19 protein-coding genes are annotated in these 16,662 nt (G+C 67.2%); 9 read left to right on the top strand and 10 right to left on the bottom strand.

Annotated elements, in window-relative coordinates; translation table 11 throughout:
* The coding region (locus ER13_RS06940) for a PHP domain-containing protein (RefSeq protein ID WP_155988121.1) at positions 1 to 484 on the bottom strand (484 nt) is incomplete at its 3' end.
* A gap of 68 nt (positions 485 to 552) precedes the next feature.
* Positions 553 to 1,182 (bottom strand): hypothetical protein, encoded by a 630-nt coding sequence (locus ER13_RS06935; protein ID WP_035307865.1) that lies wholly within the window; start codon positions 1,180 to 1,182, stop codon positions 553 to 555.
* Positions 1,183 to 1,367: 185 nt separating this feature from the next.
* Here ER13_RS06935 and ER13_RS06930 point away from each other — a divergent pair, with 185 nt between their 5' ends.
* From ER13_RS06930 to ER13_RS06920, 3 genes are read left to right on the top strand one after another with little or no spacing between them, the layout of a single operon-like run.
* On the top strand, positions 1,368 to 2,549 hold the full coding sequence (locus tag ER13_RS06930; protein ID WP_035307863.1) for an ABC-three component system protein: 1,182 nt from the start codon (positions 1,368 to 1,370) through the stop codon (positions 2,547 to 2,549).
* Positions 2,539 to 3,033, top strand: a complete 495-nt coding sequence (locus ER13_RS06925; protein ID WP_035307862.1) for a three component ABC system middle component — start codon at positions 2,539 to 2,541, stop codon at positions 3,031 to 3,033. Before ER13_RS06930 ends, ER13_RS06925 begins: the two co-directional genes overlap by 11 nt.
* A 3-nt stretch (positions 3,034 to 3,036) precedes the next feature.
* Positions 3,037 to 5,094 (top strand): DUF3732 domain-containing protein, encoded by a 2,058-nt coding sequence (locus ER13_RS06920; protein ID WP_035307860.1) that lies wholly within the window; start codon positions 3,037 to 3,039, stop codon positions 5,092 to 5,094.
* A gap of 12 nt (positions 5,095 to 5,106) precedes the next feature.
* Here ER13_RS06920 and ER13_RS06915 read toward each other — a convergent pair whose 3' ends face one another.
* Both ER13_RS06915 and ER13_RS06910 read right to left on the bottom strand, forming a co-directional pair.
* A complete protein-coding gene (locus ER13_RS06915) occupies positions 5,107 to 6,627 on the bottom strand; it encodes a DNA polymerase Y family protein (RefSeq protein WP_035307858.1) in 1,521 nt (506 codons plus the stop codon).
* Positions 6,542 to 7,300, bottom strand: a complete 759-nt coding sequence (locus ER13_RS06910) for an ImuA family protein (RefSeq protein ID WP_035307855.1) — start codon at positions 7,298 to 7,300, stop codon at positions 6,542 to 6,544. The genes ER13_RS06915 and ER13_RS06910 overlap by 86 nt, the downstream gene beginning before the upstream one ends.
* 198 nt (positions 7,301 to 7,498) lie before the next feature.
* On the opposite strand from ER13_RS06910, the gene ER13_RS06905 reads away from it, so the two are divergent.
* Complete coding sequence (locus ER13_RS06905) at positions 7,499 to 8,077, top strand: SOS response-associated peptidase family protein (protein WP_035307852.1); 579 nt, start codon at positions 7,499 to 7,501, stop codon at positions 8,075 to 8,077.
* A 13-nt stretch (positions 8,078 to 8,090) separates the two neighbouring features.
* Here the strand turns inward: ER13_RS06905 and ER13_RS06900 are convergent, their stop codons facing one another.
* The 5 genes from ER13_RS06900 to ER13_RS06880 form a co-directional block, all read right to left on the bottom strand.
* Positions 8,091 to 9,269 carry a DUF3363 domain-containing protein gene (locus ER13_RS06900; RefSeq protein WP_224764257.1) on the bottom strand — a complete coding sequence of 393 codons (1,179 nt, stop codon included), beginning with the start codon at positions 9,267 to 9,269 and terminating at the stop codon, positions 8,091 to 8,093.
* A 379-nt stretch (positions 9,270 to 9,648) separates the two neighbouring features.
* A complete protein-coding gene (locus tag ER13_RS06895) occupies positions 9,649 to 10,587 on the bottom strand; it encodes a DUF2493 domain-containing protein (protein WP_035307847.1) in 939 nt (312 codons plus the stop codon).
* A gap of 312 nt (positions 10,588 to 10,899) precedes the next feature.
* Positions 10,900 to 11,307 (bottom strand): GcrA family cell cycle regulator, encoded by a 408-nt coding sequence (locus ER13_RS06890; RefSeq protein ID WP_066555132.1) that lies wholly within the window; start codon positions 11,305 to 11,307, stop codon positions 10,900 to 10,902.
* 125 nt (positions 11,308 to 11,432) lie between these two features.
* Positions 11,433 to 11,858: a single-stranded DNA-binding protein gene (locus tag ER13_RS06885; protein WP_035307844.1), complete on the bottom strand. Its 426-nt coding sequence runs from the start codon at positions 11,856 to 11,858 to the stop codon at positions 11,433 to 11,435.
* 37 nt (positions 11,859 to 11,895) lie between these two features.
* Positions 11,896 to 12,261, bottom strand: coding sequence for a hypothetical protein (locus tag ER13_RS06880; protein ID WP_035307841.1), 366 nt, complete (start codon positions 12,259 to 12,261; stop codon positions 11,896 to 11,898).
* 15 nt (positions 12,262 to 12,276) lie between these two features.
* Between ER13_RS06880 and ER13_RS19300 the strand changes: the two genes are divergently transcribed.
* Positions 12,277 to 12,696 (top strand): NRDE family protein, encoded by a 420-nt coding sequence (locus tag ER13_RS19300; protein WP_368664386.1) that lies wholly within the window; start codon positions 12,277 to 12,279, stop codon positions 12,694 to 12,696.
* Here the strand turns inward: ER13_RS19300 and ER13_RS06875 are convergent.
* Complete coding sequence (locus tag ER13_RS06875) at positions 12,593 to 13,039, bottom strand: helix-turn-helix domain-containing protein (RefSeq protein WP_035307839.1); 447 nt, start codon at positions 13,037 to 13,039, stop codon at positions 12,593 to 12,595. The two genes, ER13_RS19300 and ER13_RS06875, sit on opposite strands and share 104 nt — an antisense overlap.
* Before the next feature lie 53 nt (positions 13,040 to 13,092).
* Here ER13_RS06875 and ER13_RS06870 point away from each other — a divergent pair, with 53 nt between their 5' ends.
* From ER13_RS06870 to ER13_RS06855, 4 genes are read left to right on the top strand one after another with little or no spacing between them, the layout of a single operon-like run.
* Positions 13,093 to 13,761 (top strand): cation transporter, encoded by a 669-nt coding sequence (locus ER13_RS06870; protein WP_035307838.1) that lies wholly within the window; start codon positions 13,093 to 13,095, stop codon positions 13,759 to 13,761.
* 28 nt (positions 13,762 to 13,789) lie between these two features.
* Positions 13,790 to 14,146, top strand: a complete 357-nt coding sequence (locus tag ER13_RS06865) for a hypothetical protein (protein WP_197019742.1) — start codon at positions 13,790 to 13,792, stop codon at positions 14,144 to 14,146.
* Between the two features lie 56 nt (positions 14,147 to 14,202).
* Complete coding sequence (locus tag ER13_RS06860) at positions 14,203 to 15,456, top strand: TolC family protein (protein ID WP_035307836.1); 1,254 nt, start codon at positions 14,203 to 14,205, stop codon at positions 15,454 to 15,456.
* Positions 15,456 to 16,658 (top strand): efflux RND transporter periplasmic adaptor subunit, encoded by a 1,203-nt coding sequence (locus tag ER13_RS06855; RefSeq protein ID WP_035307835.1) that lies wholly within the window; start codon positions 15,456 to 15,458, stop codon positions 16,656 to 16,658. Before ER13_RS06860 ends, ER13_RS06855 begins: the two co-directional genes overlap by 1 nt.
* The last annotated feature ends 4 nt before the right edge of the window (positions 16,659 to 16,662 follow it).

Below are 16,662 nucleotides of genomic sequence, written 5' to 3'. Positions count from 1 at the left end.
GCAACACGGTCGGGCCGCGTGCCCGCAGATGCGGGTACAGGGCCATATGGGCGGCTGCGCCGAAGCTTCCGCCCAGAGCCACCGGCTTCCGCCGCGCCGCCGTAAGGCCGTCGGGGACCAGCCCGGCGTTCCACCCTTCGCCCAAAGTCTCCCGGTCGTCCCCCCCGGGCCGGCATCCGCCCTTGCCCGCCCGCCGCTTGCCCACCGTCAGCAGGCGACAGAGCCGGGCGTAGCCCGCCCGGTCCCGGGGATAGACGAGAATCTCCGCCCCATCCTCCAGCACGAGACGGCAGCCCACGATCAGCCGAACCCCGGTCGCCCGCGCTGCCTCGTGCGCCCGGACGATGCCCGCCAGACTGTTCCGGTCCGTCACCGCCAGCGCGTCGAGCCCACAGGCGGCCGCCTGGGCAAACAGCTCCTCGCAAGAACTCGCCCCTCTCAGGAACGAGAAGTGGGACGCGCATTGGAGTTCGACGTACGACATGGGCCCAACGGGAGGTTTGTTCCCGTTATGTTCACATTCTTCGACGCCAGGAAAGCGAGATCACTTTCTTATTCAGGGGGCGGTGGCGTGTGACCGAGGGCGATGGCCTTCTTTCGCTGGGCAGGACTAAGCGCTGCCCAGAACCTGTGCACGCGTCCAGTGGGCATCGACTGTAAATCGTCGATGTGCTGCTGACGTTTGAGCTCGACCTTGAAGAAGCTGGGCTGGTGGTCGATCCCATTGGTCTTCAGACGCCAGAAGACCACGTTTGCGTATTTCGGCGTCAATGTCCCGTGCCGCTTGTAGTATTCCAACGCGCCTTCAAGGATCGCGTTGTTCTCCGCAGCAGCCAGCTTCTCCAGCGCGGCGATGCAGGCCTTGAGCTGCATCTCATTGGTCAGTTCGGTCAGTCGCCGCTTGGCCTCCTGTGGCGTCAGTCGGCGTCCTTCCTGGACGATGGCGACGTCGAACTTCAGAATGCAGTGTGACCCGACCCAAAGGGTCTCGTCGGTCCGCTCGTTGCCGATCTCGAAGTGGTAGCGGAGCCCTTCCTGACCGCAGAGGCGACAGGTCTCGACCGGCGCGCCGTGGTCCTCGGTCCGCTCGGTGAACCGCCATTCGCGGAACGCCGCAGGCAGGGTTTTGGCGATGGACAGGGGCAGGATGCTGTCGCGCACCCGGCTGGTGTAGTGCTCCACGTCCCTCGCTCCCTTCCGGCCCGATCGATAATCTAGACGTGCAACGCAGACCGACGCTATCCCAACTGTCGAGGCTGCCGGGATTAAAAAGTCTTCGTTCCAGCCAGCTATTGGCGTTCTTGCAGGAATCCGTACAACTAACCGCTGTCCGGCGAAGCGGAACGCCGTTGAAGTTAGGGTCGGGGTTGGCGGCGATAAACAACACGGCGGCGCCGCAGGCGGCCGGCTACATCCTTCAACTCGAAAGGGCGCTTCACCATCTGGCCCATGCCGGTGTGGGGGCCGTGATCGCCGTGGAACATCTGGACGACGTGGTCGTCCTCAAGGATGGTAAGGCCGTCGTTCAGGAACAGGACAAGAGCACGGCGACGCCCAGCGCCCGATTGCTCTCTGACCGCAGCAAGGCGATCTGGCGCACGCTGGAAATCTGGTTGCTCCAGCAGGAGACGCCTGAGGCGATCGCCTGCGAGCGATATCTCTTCTTCGTCAATCGGCCTGTGGAGACGGCCATTTCCACCCTCTTGAAGAAGCGCAAGCTTGGCGAGGCGAGCGCGGCGCAGGTGTTGGTCGCCCTGCGAGCCGAAGGCACGGCGCCGTCCAAGAAAACGACCAAGGTCACACAGGCGCAGGCCTTGATCGACCGGGTGCTACAACGCTCCGACGACGAACTGCTCGACCTGATCGGACGCATCGAGATCGTCGAGGCCGGCGACCCGGCAGAGGATCGCGCCGCCATGGCGAACGGCCTCGGTTTGAGCCCCAGGGCGAATGCGGAGGACATTCTGGACGGCCTGCTCGGATGGCTGACGCGGCTGGTGCGTGAGGAATGGAATGCCGGGCGTCCCGGAATGGTGTCGCGTGCCGCGATTCTACTCCAGAAGGATGCCCTCCAGGCTCGCCAGGCGCGGAGCCGCCTTCTTCCGAGGGCGGCCTCGGATGTACGGGTGTCCGACGCCGATCGTGCCGGCGCCTTGTCGCGGACGTTTGTCGAGCACCTCGGCCGGATCGAAGCCCAGGATGAGGATGTTGTCGACGCCGTCGATCATTTCCTGAAGTTCAATGCCGAAAAGCACCGGCTCGTCATCGAGGGCGAGGTCGCCGACGGGGAATGGCGCGATCGGGGTGACCGCCTGCGCACCCGATGGCAGAATTTGATGCGGCGCCGAACCCGGGAGATGAAGCCCAAGCCGCCGACGGAGATCGGACAAGCCGTGCTCGCCGACGCCACTTATGATCACCAGGAACCGCTGGATGGTCAGCCCTGCGGCGAGCTCTACATGACGTCCGGCCACTACCACCGCCTGGCAGACGAGAATCAGGTCTGGTGGGACCCTAACTATTCCCCGGAGCCCTCCGGTGAAGATTGATCACGAGGAACTGCTGGCCAGAAACCCGGCTCTGATGGCCAGCGCCTTCTGGCATGTCGCCCAGCGCCACGCCGGCAAGGCCCATGGCGCGCCGCCGATCCTGCCCATCTTTGTGGTCAGCGCCGCCCTGCTTCTTCACCGCGCGACGGTGGACAAGGTCCACGGCATGAATTTCGACAGCGGGTTCCTCAAAGCCGTCGTGGAGCGGCCCGACTTGCTCGCCGGCCTGCAACGCCGTGTGGAGGCGCATGCCGACACCGCGCTCAAGGCGCTGCAGGTGGGTGTCGCCTCGGGCCTTCTGATCCGCGAAGGCGGAGAAGGCTTTCCTCGCTTCAGGGCGATGAGCGGCGCCGATCTTCCGCAAGCTATCCGGGATCTCGACCCCCCGGTCTCTCACGTCCTGAGCGCCGCCAAGCGGCTCGGGACCTGGTTCGCCATGGACGGCTTTGAAGCCGCCCAGCGACAGCTGAACATCGAGTTCTGACCCATGAAGCTCTTCATCCGCGAAATCATCATCTGGCCGGAAGACGTTCGCTTCGAACCCCGGACGCTGACCTTCGACCCGGGCGCGGTGTCGGTGGTGACCGGATGGAGCGGCACTGGCAAATCCTCGATCGTCAACATCATCGACTATGTGCTCGGGTCGGGCTCCTGCTCGATCGCTGTCGGTGTGATCCGCAACGCGGTTTCTTGGTTCGGACTAACCATCGAAACCGACGCCGGCCTTATGAGGATCGCCCGCCCTAAGCCGGCGGCGCGTCAGGTGTCCGAGGAGATATGGCTGCAACAGGGGCCTGAGGTGGAGCAGCCCCTGCCCATGCGCCCGGCGGCGAACTCCAACGTCGCGCGTCTTAAAGCGCTGCTCGACATCTATTCCGGCCTGTCCAATCTGGCGCTCGATCCGGAGAAGGACAAAGGCTTCGGCGGGCGGGCGAGTTTCCGCGATCTGGCGGCCTTCAACCTTCTGCCACAACATGTCGTGGCCAATCCCTACACGCTCTTCTTCAAGGCGGACTCTTCGGAGCATCGCGAGACCTTGCGCCACGTGCTGCCTCTCGCTTTGGGGATCGTGACCAACGAAGACTTGGTGAGACTCCATCGCCTTCGGCTGCTGCGTGACGAATTACGCAAGGTCGAGACAGAGCTGCGGACCCGGCGCAACGCCATCGACAACTGGAGCGCAAACGCACGCGGCGCCTTCTTCCGCGCCCAGGAGCTCAGTCTCGTGCCGCCCGGAGAGCCGCCCGGAGACCTGCGCGGGCTGCTCTCGGTGCTCGCCGAGGTGGTCGCCGCCGGCGGTCAATCTGTCGCCGCTCCTGGCCGGGTCACGGCTGCGGTGACCCGGCTGGACGACATTCGTCGTCAGGAGCAGGCGCTCGACCAGAAGATCGGCGCCGAACGGCGTCGCCTACGCAAGCTGCGCAGCCTTTCCCGAGCGGTGGTCGACTATGCCGATGTGCTGGCTGAGCAGTCGGCGAGCGTGAAAGGTGTCGGCTGGTTCAAGGCTCATGTCGCGGGAGAGTCCTGCGTTCTGTGTGGATCGGACACCGAAGCGGCGAAAGACGCCCTGGAGGAACTGAACGACCCGATCGCTGAGCTGCAGAGCCTCTCGACTGGCGCGACGACCGCTCGGCCTATGGTTGATCGTGACCTTATCGCTGTTCAGGGCTCCCTGCTTCAGGCGGAAAACGATCTTCAGGCCCTGCAACGCACCCGACGCGAGTTCGAGGCGCAGGTCGATAAGGAACGCGGCCAGTCGCAGAGCCTGGAGAACATCTTCAGATTTATCGGATCGACCGAACAGGCCTTGCGCATGCTCGGGGATATCCAGGGTGACGAGGGTCTGGAGGCCCAGGTCGCCAAACTTCGCGGCGACATCCGGGATATCGAGCGGCAAGGCAACGACGAAGAACGCCGCCGCCGCGCTTCGGACGTCCATGCCCGTATCTCAAGCTACATCGTCCGCTTCATCGAGCATCTCGGGATCGAAGGCGCCGAAGGCCGGCCCATGCTCGATGAGCGCGAGCTGAATCTCCGGTTCGAACGCGAGGGCGCCAAGGGCGCGGATTTTCTCTGGGAAATCGGCAGCGGCGAGAACTGGATGGCCTACCATCTCGCCGCCCTGCTCGCGCTTCACGGGGTCTTCCTCAATCGTCTCCAGAACAATCCGGTGCCGACCTTCCTCGTCATAGATCAGCCGAGCCAGGTCTATTTCCCGAGCGACACCTTCGAACAGATCGTCACCGGCGAAGCCGATCTTGACGAGCCTGGAGAGTCGATTGGCGCCGCTCGTGGGCGCAAAGGTCGGCTCGGCGATCTGGAGAGTACGCGCAAGATTTTCGCGAGCCTCGCTCGCGCGCACGGGTCGTTCAACTCCCGCCTGCAGATCATCGTGCTGGATCATGCGGACCATCATGCATGGGGCGACATCGAGGGCGTCAAAGAGGTGGCCAACTGGCGCGGCGAGGCCGATTTCCTCATCCCCTCGCACTGGTTGGCCGACGAGGCCGCTCCCGACGCGCCCAACGAGGTGACCCCGGATTGACGCGACAATCGATCACCCGAACAGTCCATGGATAAACCAGGCTTGCGACCCCGTCCGACCATCTTCGCCGTCGCCAGCCCGGAACAACCAGAACCGCCGCCCCACCTCATCCTCAACCTGGAAGTAGTCACGAACGGCCCAGACCTCGGCGTCCCGCCGTCGCCATTCTCCGAATATCCTTTCAGGGCCGTCCGCGCGGACTACCCGACGCCGTACGCCTCGCCATGTGAAGTGGGTCGGGGGATTGTCGGGCAGCAGGGCCATGGTCTCGACGGGCTCGGGCCGCTTCAACAGGCGTGCGGGACGCGGCCAATCCGGCGTCCAGTCCAGAACCGGAGCGACAGAAAGGGGCGGCGCCTTGCCGACGGAGCGCTCGGGCACGTCGCTCTCGACCGGGACCAGTCGATACAGGCGCTGGGCGCCGATGCGGTTGGACAGCATATCGACGAGATCCGACAGGTCTGGCCCCTCGGTCTCGCCCAAGGCGCTCTTGCCCCACCGCCAATCGAGGGGTTCGGCCTGGACTGCGGACAGGGTCATGCGCTCGATGCCGAACCCCGGATCGATCTTTTCGATCCGGTCGGTCAGCAGGCGCGACAGCCGGGCCGCATCCCGGGTCGGTCGGGCCAGGCCCACCCTCTGCGCCTCGACCCGGTTGTCGACACGGACGCACAACCAGTCCAGCCGTCTGGCTCCCAGGCTCAGGATCTCCAACGCCGCGCACAGTTCCGAGGCGAGCGCCGTGACATGGCGCTCGAGGGTCTCCGGCGCGCCGATCGGCTCCCCGAACACCCGCGACACCGTCGGGATCTCCGGCGCCTCGACCGGGACGAGCGGCTCGTCCACACGCCCGTAGGCCTGGTCGATGCGACGGCCGAGGTCATGACCGAACCGGAGCGTGAGAGGCGCGCGAGGCCGATGTGCGACGTCGGCGATCCGGTCGAAGCCCATCCGGTGCAGATGCGCGATCAACGCCTCCGGAAGCCGCAGCGCCGCCAGCGGCAATCCTGCGATGGCGGCGTCGACGGCGTCGGCCGCGATCATACGGTGCGCGCGTCGGAAGCGGACCACGGCATGGGCGGAGCCATAGGTCGGACCGATCGCGGCGTCGGCTTCAATGCCTTCCTCCTTCAGGCGTAGGATCATGTCCGCCAGCATGGCGGCCTCCCCGCCCTGAAGGTGGGCGGCCCCGGTGGCGTCGATGGCGAGGCCATCCGGCGGATCGGGCTGGCAGACGGGGGCGTACCGGCGCATGGCCCAGACGGCGAGACGACCGAGCGCGGCCTCGTCGCCCGCCGGATCCGCCACCCGAACGTCGAGGCCGGGGATGAGGGCCTGAGCCTGGGTCGCCGCCATGCCGACGCGTGCGCCCTGGGCCAGCGCCGCCGTGTTGGCGGCGAGCACGATCCGACGGCGCCCGGACCGACCCGCGAGGATCAGGGGAAGCTCAGGCGGCGGCGCGACGTCCGCCAGTCCGCGTCGCAGACGATCGACGGACCAGTTCGGCAGGTAGAGCGAGACGACCCGTCTCATCACAGGCTTCCAAGGTGAAATCCGCGGCCTCGGCGCCGCGACAACGGATGAGTTCGACGAACCAGCGCGCCCGCCCCACGCCGGGCACGGGCAAGGGCGAGGAGGGGGCCGGGCTGATGCGCCAGCGCGTGGCGGAGGCGGTGTGCTGACCGAAGTCGGCGGCTTCCGAAGCCCGTCGCCATCGGCGCACCGCCAGACCCAGGCCGCCCGAGTCTTCGGCGGCCAGTTGCAGCCGTCGGGACGCGACGAGACTGAGGCGGGCGGTCTCGGCCACGACGGCGGCCAGACCGGGATGACGAAGGCCTTCCTCGAAACAGGCGAGAAGGGAAGGCTCGTCCCCGGCCTCGACATAGATCACCCGGTCCGGCCCCAGACCGGCCTGACGCAGGGCCGGTGCGAAGAGGTCGGGGCGGGTTACGCACCACAACACCTGGCCGGGCCGCCGGGCGGCGATGCCTGCGGCGAACAGGGCGGCTGCGGCGCCGTCCACGGCCTCCTCGCCGCCGCCTGCGATCTCATGAACGGCGCCCAGTGAAAGACCGCCGCTGGGGAGATGGCGATCGAGATCTTTCACGCCGAAGGGCAACACCCCGGTGGTGTTCCGGCCGCCCTGTTCAAGGGCGCGGATCCGATCGCGCAGGATGTCGAGCCCGGCAGGCAGGCGGGCGCGCATGAGAAGCCTCCTGTTCCCAAGGCTGATGAATGTTCCTGTAATGTTCTGGTTCTGTATGATGCGAAGAGTCAACCTTCGCTCATCTCTTATCCCCTTCGCCGGACGACCTGTGGACCGCGCGCCAGGACGGCCAGGGACGGTCGCCGCTGGCTTTTTCAGCGAAGTCGGCGATCAATGGGGCGGTAGACGGAGGTCCGCATGTGCAACGAGTATCAGCTCATCCTGCCGTTCGACGAGGTGATCGAGACCTTCAACCGAACCGGCGACCGTCTCGTCTTTCCCGGCGGCATGCCCAACTTCGGACCCATGGCCTCGATCCGTATCGGCGACCGGGCGCCCATCATCACGCGAGGCCCCGATGGCTCGCAGCTGATCGTGTCGCCCTGGGCCTGGAAGTCGCCACAGGGAAGACCCGTGTTCAACTTCCGATCCGACGGTCGATCCTTCGACGGCGTCACCCGCTGCCTGATCCCCACCGACGGCTTCTTCGAGTTCACCGATGCCGAGCCGGGTCAGAAGCGCAAGACCAAGTGGCGGTTCACCATGGCCGACGCGCCGATCTTCTGGGTCGCCGGCCTGGTTCGAGACGGCGCCTTCGCCATGCTGACCACCGAGCCGGGACCGGACATCGCCCCCTACCACGACCGCCAGATCGTCCTGCTGAGACCCGATGCGGCCCTCGATTGGCTGGACCTGCGCAAACCCGAGGCCGAGCTGCTGCGCCCCCTGCCGGAAGGCAGCCTGTCTGTCGAGAAGGTCTTCCCGGAAGCGGCATGAGTTCGGCAAATCGTCACCGACCCAGATCCTGACCCAGATGCTTGCCGCTGAGGACCTGGGCGAAGCCGCGCGCATCGAGCGAAAGCGTGACCGCTTTTCCCACGGTTGGCGGGGTCTCGCCGACACCCAGCCGCCCATAGTGTTCGGAGCCGTCAGCGGCGCGCACCACCACATAGGCGGAGCCGCCCAGTTCGTCGTGGAAGCCGGTCTTCACGACCTTGCCCTGGACCGGCGCCTTGCCCAGCTGTTCCGCCGACCGCGCGCCGTCAAGACGCCGTTGGTTGAGGGTGCGAATGACGTCCTTCGAGAGCTGCAGCCTCCGAAGTCGGGCTTCCATATCCGGGGCCAGCCGGAAGCGCCGCCCTGTTCGTTCGGCGAGGCCCAGGGTCTCCAGATGGCGCAACCGTCCCCGGGTCAGCGCCGTCCAGGCGTCAGTGCCCCCGATCCCGTCATCGACACAGCCGTTGTTGTCCGCAGCTGCCAGGAGACGGCGGTCGAAGGCGGTGAACCGGTCGGCCTCGGTCTCACGCCAGACCCGCCGTTCGGCGTCCTGACGGCTGAGGTCGCCGAGCCGCTCCTGGGCCACTTCCTGGGCCCGGGCGCGAAAGCCGTAGCCGATGTAGTCGCGCGGAATCACGAGGTCCCGGCCGTCGCTTCTCCGGCCGCGCACAAGCACATGGGCGTGCGGCTGGTCGGTGTCGAAATGGCAGACGGCGATCCAGTTCAGACCCGGTTCTCCAAGGTCGTCGGCGACCCTCGACATGACCTCCCTGGCGAAGCCCTGGAGGTCCGAAATCCGATCGCCGTGCTCGGGTGAAATGATGAAGCGAAAATGGTGCCTGTCCTTCGCCCAGCACTCCGTGGCGCCGGTCGGATCGACCCTCTCACGCACCGGTCCGAAAAAGGCCGCGCGCTCGCCGTCCTCGCCCGCGCCCATGCGGCCGAGATAGGCGATATGGGCGGCGAGCGCCGCGCCCCGGGCGAACCCCTTGCCCATGTGCCGGGACACCAGCGCCTTGACCGTGACGCGCTGCCGGACGTCGAGACGGAAGGGACGACCCGAGCGGTTCTGGGCCGCGCGCAGACACCCGGCGCGGTCCCCGTAGGCGAACAGGCGCGAGGCCGCGAGCCTCTGGAACATGGCGATCCGGACGCTGGTCTTGTCCGACTTCAACCTCTGCGGAAGGCGCACTTTCAAGGTCGAGACGTCATCCTTTGACGCTTGGGCGAGGCGTACCTCAATGGCGGTTCGGACCTGCATGATCGGGGCTCCGGCCTGTCGTCGTCGCGGAATCAGGCGTCAACTCAGCGCAAGTCGACGTCGGTCTCCGCAATCCTCGCAAGTGTCTGCCCGGGCTCAGGAAAACAGAAGGCCAAAACCCCTCTTTTATCTTGCCCTAAGCCCTCAATCTGACGATTTCCAACCAGCCTCTCCAACAGTGAACACAGCCGATCAAACCTCGGCAAGACCCAGGCGACCCCGGCGTTCAGACCGCTTCGGGTCCGCCGGATGACAAGAAAAATCCCGCCCGGCCGAAGCCGAGCGGGTCATTGATCCAGATCGTGATGTCTCAGGCGGCCCGGGCCTTGATGGGCACGTGCCGCAGCCCGTTCTCCATCGCCTTCTGGCCGAGGTTGAGCGCCGGTCCGAACGGCCGCTGATCCTCCCGCACCCCGGCCAGCGAATGGACCAGGGTCAGGCAGACCTCCGGCTCCAGCGCGATCAACTCGTCGTTCGCCCGGAAGGGAGCCGCCTTTCCGTTCCTGTCGAAATCCGCCCGGGCGAGGATCAGCTTCACCCCCTTCTGCTGGGCCCATTTGATCGCCAGCTTCTCGGAGCCTTTCGCCCCGGTCGTCGCCAGAGCCATGTCCGGCCACTCCCCCTTAGCCCAGTTGAGGGCGTCGAAGATCCGCCCGGCGTCCTCGGCCGTGTCCGCCATCGGCGCGCCCCGGAAGGCGACGACCGGACCGCCCGGATCGGCCTCTCCGGACCGACGATTCCGGATCGCCCGGATCGCCTGTTTCGCCTCCAGCTGCGCCGCCGTCAGATGGGTGCCGCGCCGTGATCCCCGCCAGGCGGTCCAGACCTCCCCGGTCGCGATCGTCCAGGTTTCGGAGGCCGCATCCCGGATCAGTTCGCAGGCCTGCGTCGCCGCATCTCCGGATCTCGCTTTCGCCGTTGCGTCCTGAAGTTCGACATCGGCCGCTTCCGATCCGTCGAAATCCCGATCCAGGGCGCGCATCGCGTCACGGGCGCGGTCGGCGTCCCGTTCAATCCGTCCCGCGGCCGAGTGGAAGGCGCCGATAAGCGCTTCGCCGAGGATCGTCTGATAGTCCTCCAGAGCGGTGTCGGAGATCACGTCCACGAGCTCGGTCATGAGCGCGCGCCCCAGCTGGATCAGGGCGTCCTCGGTGGGGTGCGGACGCGCATCCCCCAAGGACGCGGTCAGGTCGTCGAAGGCGGAGTCGGTCTTCGAAGAGGCGGAGAAGGCGGTGTTGAAGTGGGTCATCGAACCATTCCTTTGAAAAGAGACTGTCGAAGCGCCCCATGCGCAACGACCCCGGCTTTGGCCACGGCGGGGTCCTCGGCAGTCACCGGAGCGGAGGGCCGCTTGCCCTCCGTGGAGGGGAACGGCGCAGCCGTTGACTTCCGGGGTGCCGTGACAAAGTCGGAGGGCGTTGTGTGGGGGCAAGTCGTCGTCGCCCTTCGCGACGACGACTCCATTCGGCGCCGTCGCGCCGATACGGACGAGAAGGCGTCGATCTTCTCGTCCCTCGACGCCGGCGGGCCGGCGGCGCATCCCCAGGCGAGCGAGCCGTCCTCAAGGCGCCACGCCCGCGAGGCGCATAAGGCCCTCCACCGACAGCGGTGTGGGCCGATAGGCGATCGCTGCATGGGCGGCGCAGAAGGCGCCGCGTTCAGACGGACGACCGCAGAGGCTGAAGGCGGCGTCGCCCGGTTCGCCATACGGCCAACGGCAATCCATCCGCCTCACCGACAGAATGGTCGCAACGCCATCGGGCGGCGGCTCGGGCGCCACGTGATGCGCCGCCTCGCGACGAGTCCGGGCGCCTGTGCGCCCCTCCGAGAGGCCGAGGCGAGCGACCTTGCCGAGGACGGCGTTGCGGGTGAGGCCGCCGCCGAGTTCCAGGGCGATGGTCTCGGCGCTCCGCCCTTCGGGCCACAGGCGCTTCAGCAGATTGATACGGGCTTGGGTCCATGCGGACATGGCGGTCTCCTTCGGCGAGCCCCGATGGCTCGTCCGACCGCGCCCTTCCTCCGGCCTTTCCGTCGCCAGCACGAAGAAGGGCCCGAGGCGCAGCGCGCCCGGGCCCTTCAAATCTCCCCTTCGGATCAGAACGGGATGTCGTCGTTGAGATCGTAGCCGCCGCCCGCCTCGACGCCGCGATCGGCGACGCCGGAGCGGTCTTCGGACGGTTCGCCGACGACGCGCCGGTTCTTCAACCGGATGTCGCTGACGACGAGGCGAAGGTCGTAGTGCTCCACCCCGTCCTTGCCGGTCCAGGTGTCGTTTTCGACATGGCCCTGGATCACGACGCGGCTGCCCTTTCGGGCATAGGGCTGGATGTAGTTTTCAGCCGTCGCCTCGTTGAAGCAGATACAGTTGAAGCCGGTGGTCCGCTCGCCGGGTTCACCGTTGGCGCGCCGGAAGCGGGTGGTTTCCACCACGCGGAAGCTCGCGCGCTTCTTGCCGGAGCCTTGCGCCGACAGGATGGAAGGGTCTGCGGCCAGGTAGCCTTCGAGGGTCAGGGTTTGCATGGTCAGTCTCCTTGAAATCAGGATGAGCGGTTGAGGATCAGGCGGCGGCGCGGTCGTCCGCCGCGTCTGCGCTCGCATCGGCCTGGCGGTCTTCCGCCCAGTCGAGGACGGTGAGCCGATTGATCACCAGCTCCTTGGCCGTCCGCTCCGACCCGTCGCGGGCGGTGTAGGCGGTGTCGATGAAGGCGCCGATCACGACGGCCTCGCACCCTTGCGCCAGCCCGCGCGCGATGACCTTCTCGTTGAGGCCCTTCGACCAGCTGACGCAGTTGACGCCGACCAGCCGGGCCTTGCCGGCATTGTCGGTCCCGCGCTGTTCGAGCAGGCGGAAGACCGCCTTGCCGAAGTCGTCGCTGATCTGGGGGTCGGCCGCGAGGCGGCCCGTGAACACCATGGTCTGCATATCAGTCTCCTGTTGATGCGAAGCCGCCGGGGAGCCGATCTCCCCAATCCCGCTTCGCCCGAGACCTCCCTTCCTCCTCAGCTCCCGGCCGGGCGCTTTCGCCCCGGGCGTGACCGCCTGGACTGTCGCTATCGATCCGCTTTCGCGCGATGCTGGGGCATGTGCGTTCTCACCCTCGCCTGGGATATCCACCCGGACTGGCCGCTCGTGGCGGCCGGCAACCGCGACGAAGAGTACGCTCGACTTTCGGAACCACTGGTGCTCCGCCGGGTCGTTCACCTGACCGATACGGCCAAGGTTGTTTGGAGTGACGGAACGCGAAGGGCCGTCGTCATGCGTGGAGACCGTCACAGTGCGCATGGTTTCCAAGCGCCTCAATCACTCGGCAGTCGGAAATCCGCCCACCTGAGCAACTCGCCGCCTGAATACGGGTGAGTTCGGCGTGCAGCGCCTGAAGCCCGGCGATGCGAGTCTCAACCGCCGCAAGCTGGCGTTCGGCGATCCGGTTGACCTCCGTGCAGGGCTGGTCGGGTTCGTCGGACAGCGCCAGCAGGGCGCGGATGTCGTCGATCTCGAACCCCAGCTGCCGCGCGTGGCGAATGAAGGCGAGCCGCCGCGTCGCAGCGCCGTCGTAAAGGCGTCGGTCGCTCGCGGTGCGGGGCGGCTCCTCCAGCAGTCCGATCTTCTCGTAGAACCGGATCGTCGGAACCTTCACGCCGGTCTCGGCCGAAAGGCGCCCGATCGTCCGGAGCGGGGGAGGGGATGGGTCTCTGGCCATGCTCGAAATATAGGGCTTGATCCTCTAGTGGCTAGAGGATGCATGAAGGGTGCATGACGACGCCCGCTCCGACAGAATCCTGCGCCCTGGCCCGAGGCTGCTGCGGCCATCAGGTCCGGTTCGACGGGGCCTCGCCCGCCTATCGGCGCGTGCTGATGGCCGTCATCGCCCTTAATCTGGGTGGGTTCTTCGCGGTCGCCGCGGGCGGTCTCATGCAGGGATCGGCGGCTCTCGCCGCCAATGCGATGGACTTCCTGGCCGACAGCGCCACCTACGCCGTCAGCCTCTGGGCCATCGGCAAGTCCGTGCGGGTGCGGTCCGGTGCCGCAGTCTTCAAAAGCGCAAGCCTCCTCGTCATGGCCGTGAGCATTCTCGGCTACGCCGTCTGGAGAGCGGTCACGGGGCAGCCGCCCGAAGGCGTCGTCATCACCGGTCTGGGACTGGTCGGCTTCGCCGCGAATCTAATCGCCGCCCTGCTGCTCGTGCGTTTCCGTGACGGTGACGCCAACGTGCGCTCCGTCTGGCTTTGCACACGGAACGATCTGATCCACAGCCTGGGCGTCGCCGCGGCCGGCGGGCTGGTCTGGCTGACTGGATCCCGGTGGCCGGACTTGCTGGCGGGCCTTCTGCTGGGCGGCGTCTTCCTCCAGTCCGCCATTTCGATCTTGGTGCAGGCTAGGGCGGAGAGCCGCGCAGCCCACGCCGCTGCTCGGACTTTGTAACGCATTGCCTAACTTCGAGAACGAAAGTATGCAGCGCGCGATGACCTGGTCGATGACGACATGGGCGAAGCTGATCGTGGCGATGACTCTTGTCTTCGCCGCCTTCTTCTTTGCGCCCGCCGTCGACGCCGCGACCTGTCTGCCGGAACCGCCTGCGGCTCACGCGGTCGTCGATCATGATCAAAGCGAGGGCGACCACAGCGGCAAGAGCGGCGGTCACGGGATCTGCTCGCACGGCCACTGCCACCACACCTCAACGGCGCGCGGTCCTGCCGTGGACGCCTTTGCTCCGTCGTTCGGCGAGCCTCCTCTGCAAAGCGGCCGACAGGATGACTTCCGGGCGTCCATCACGCCTGACGGCCTGAAGCGTCCTCCCAGAGTCTGACCGAAGACCTGCGCCTTAGCGCGCCTCTTCGTCCTCAGAAACTCTGGAAATGAATCATGTCTCCCACATCTCGCAGGCGGCCGCGTTACGCGGTCGGCTGCGCCCTCGCTGCGATCGCGGCGACCCTGGCCAGTCCCGTATGGGCTGACCCAGCTCCGACCTATGCCCAACTCCTCGCTCAACTCGGGAATGCGCCTGCGACCCTTGAGGCGGGCGCCAACTACGACGCAGCGGAAGCCCGTGTCCGTCAGGCACGGGTGCGTCCCAACCCTGTCCTCGGCTTCGATGTCGAGAACGCCTATGGCTCAGGCCCCTATTCGGGTCTGAACAACGCGGACATGACCCTGGCGATCAGTCAGGATCTCGAGCTGTGGGGACGTCGTTCGACGCGCATCGCCGCCGCTCGCGCCGAGGCCGGCGCAGTGGGCCTTCAACGAGACCTTGCGGTCATCGACGCCGCAGGCCGCCTGGCCCTGATCTATGCCGAAGCGGAGGCCGCGCAGAGGCGAGCCACGCTCGCGGAAGAAACCCTCACGCTGACCGTCGCGGATGCCCGCGCGGCCCTGACCCTCGTGGAGGAAGGTCGCGAACCTCTCCTCCGCGGCATTCAGGGGGAGGCCGAGGCTGCCTCGGCGCGCGCGACGCGGGATGAAGCTGTCGCGGAACGCGACGCGGCCTATGCCCGTCTCACGGCTGTCGCCATGATCCCGGTTCCGGTCACGCAGATCGAAGACAGCCTTCTCGACGAGGCGCCGACGACGATCGGATCCGTGATCGAGGATGCGCCGACGGTCCGCGTCGCCGAAGCCCAACGGTCCGCCGCCGAACGACGCATCGATGTTCAACGGGTTCAGGCCCGCCCCGACATCAACGCCAGTATCGGCATCCGCCGCTTCGAGGCGGAAGATGCGACGGCGCTGACTTTCGGCGTCAGCATGCCGCTGCCGTTGTTCGACCGGAACCGGGGAAACATCGAAGCGGCGCAAGCCGAGTTTCGCGCTGCCGACGCCCGGCTGATGAGTGCGCGGCAGGAAGCCCAGGCGGACCGCGCTGCCGCGGTCGCTCGCCTTTCGGCCTCGGTCAGTCGCGTCAACGCTGCTGACGGCGGCGTCACCGCCGCAGAGGAAGCCTATCGCCTGTCCCGCATCGGCTTTGAGTCCGGCCGCATTTCCCAGGTCGAACTGCGGGTGACCCGCACCGCCCTCGTCAACGCCCGGTCTGCAGCGGTCGACGCGCGTCTCGCGCGCGTCCGAGCCGAGATCGATCTCGCGCGCCTTGATGGCCGCGCCCCCTTCGAAGGAGCCCAGTGATGCGCAAGCGCACATCGAACAAGACCCTGCTGATCGGCGGCGTCGCCGCCCTGGTCATTCTCGGAGGCGGCGGCCTCTGGTTGGCCACCCGGTCCTCCGAACCCGCCGCGCCGGCTGCCGCCGAAGGCGAAGCCGGCCATGCCGAGGAAGAGGGGGGACACGCCGAGGGGGAGGCCGCCGGGGCAGAGACCGAAGGTCGGATTGAACTCACCACAGCAGAGATCCAGGCAGCGGGCATCACGGTCGTCGGCGTCGGCGGCGGAGGAGGAGGGGAGACCCGGCTCGCCGGCCGCGTAGAGCCGATGGTCGATTCTCGCGCTGCCGTGGGCGCTGCCGTCGGAGGTCGCGTCGAGCGCGTTCTCGTCGCGCCGGGTCAGTCGGTCCGCGCCGGTCAGCCGCTTGTGAGCCTTGTCAGCGGCGAGGCGGCGACCTTCCGCGCGGACGCCGACGCGGCCGGGGCATCCGCTGAAGCGGCGCGCCAGGCCTATGAGCGAAATCGCAGTCTGGCGGATCAGGGCATCGTCGCGCGGCAGGAGGTCGAAGCGTCACGCGCCCAGTTCCTGAGCGCCGAGGCGGCGACCCGCGCCGCTCGCGCCCGCTCGGCGGCCGCTGGCTCTCCGAACGCTTCGGGCAGGCTCAGCGTGACCAGTCCGATCTCGGGCGTGGTCAGCAGCGTCCAGGTCGGTCCGGGCGGGTTCGTCGCCCAGGGCGGCGTGGTGGCGGAAGTCAGCAATCCTGCTCGTGTCGAGATGGTCTTCAACGCACCGCCTGCCCTTGCGGCCAATGTGCGTGCCGGTGCGCCAATGCGCGTGACCGGGCCGAACGGCGAGTTCGACGCCGTCGTCACCGGCGTCGCCGCCGACGCCGGTCTCAGCGAAAGCGGCGCGACCGTGATCCGGGCCCGACCCTCTGGCGCGTCTCTGCCGCCAGCCGGTTCGGCCGTCACTGGCGCCATCGTGACCGGCGAGGCGACTGGCGGGATGACCGTGCCCACCGAGGCGGTCCAGACCGTCGATGGAAACACCGTGGTCTTCGTGCAGGTCGAGGGCGGCTTCCAAGCCGTGCAAGTGCTCGCAGGCCGCCAGGCCGCGGGCCGCACCGAGATCCTGCGCGGGCTCACCGGATCTGAACGCGTGGCGTCCGCCAACGCCTTCCTGCTCAAGGCCGAAATGGCCAAGGGCGAAGCCGAGCACGGGCACTAGGGGG

Origin of the sequence: Brevundimonas sp. EAKA (assembly GCF_000698025.1) — a bacterium.
Taxonomy (GTDB): domain Bacteria; phylum Pseudomonadota; class Alphaproteobacteria; order Caulobacterales; family Caulobacteraceae; genus Brevundimonas; species Brevundimonas mediterranea_A.
The sequence above is the reverse complement of the archived record's forward strand: the minus strand, read 5'-3'. Positions and strand labels throughout refer to the sequence as shown.

Bases quoted from the DNA above. Each gene is read 5' to 3' on its own strand.
- ER13_RS06915 (WP_035307858.1), bottom strand. From the start codon at position 6,627: ATGAGACGGGTCGTCTCGCTCTACCTGCCGAACTGGTCCGTCGATCGT.
- ER13_RS06875 (WP_035307839.1), bottom strand. From the start codon at position 13,039: ATGGCCAGAGACCCATCCCCTCCCCCGCTCCGGACGATCGGGCGCCTT.
- ER13_RS06860 (WP_035307836.1), top strand. From the start codon at position 14,203: ATGTCTCCCACATCTCGCAGGCGGCCGCGTTACGCGGTCGGCTGCGCC.
- ER13_RS06880 (WP_035307841.1), bottom strand. From the start codon at position 12,261: ATGCAGACCATGGTGTTCACGGGCCGCCTCGCGGCCGACCCCCAGATC.
- ER13_RS06920 (WP_035307860.1), top strand. From the start codon at position 3,037: ATGAAGCTCTTCATCCGCGAAATCATCATCTGGCCGGAAGACGTTCGC.
- ER13_RS06895 (WP_035307847.1), bottom strand. From the start codon at position 10,587: ATGACCCACTTCAACACCGCCTTCTCCGCCTCTTCGAAGACCGACTCC.
- ER13_RS06885 (WP_035307844.1), bottom strand. From the start codon at position 11,858: ATGCAAACCCTGACCCTCGAAGGCTACCTGGCCGCAGACCCTTCCATC.
- ER13_RS06855 (WP_035307835.1), top strand. From the start codon at position 15,456: ATGCGCAAGCGCACATCGAACAAGACCCTGCTGATCGGCGGCGTCGCC.
- ER13_RS06870 (WP_035307838.1), top strand. From the start codon at position 13,093: ATGACGACGCCCGCTCCGACAGAATCCTGCGCCCTGGCCCGAGGCTGC.
- ER13_RS06905 (WP_035307852.1), top strand. From the start codon at position 7,499: ATGTGCAACGAGTATCAGCTCATCCTGCCGTTCGACGAGGTGATCGAG.
- ER13_RS06890 (WP_066555132.1), bottom strand. From the start codon at position 11,307: ATGTCCGCATGGACCCAAGCCCGTATCAATCTGCTGAAGCGCCTGTGG.
- ER13_RS06910 (WP_035307855.1), bottom strand. From the start codon at position 7,300: ATGCGCGCCCGCCTGCCTGCCGGGCTCGACATCCTGCGCGATCGGATC.
- ER13_RS06865 (WP_197019742.1), top strand. From the start codon at position 13,790: ATGCAGCGCGCGATGACCTGGTCGATGACGACATGGGCGAAGCTGATC.
- ER13_RS19300 (WP_368664386.1), top strand. From the start codon at position 12,277: ATGCGAAGCCGCCGGGGAGCCGATCTCCCCAATCCCGCTTCGCCCGAG.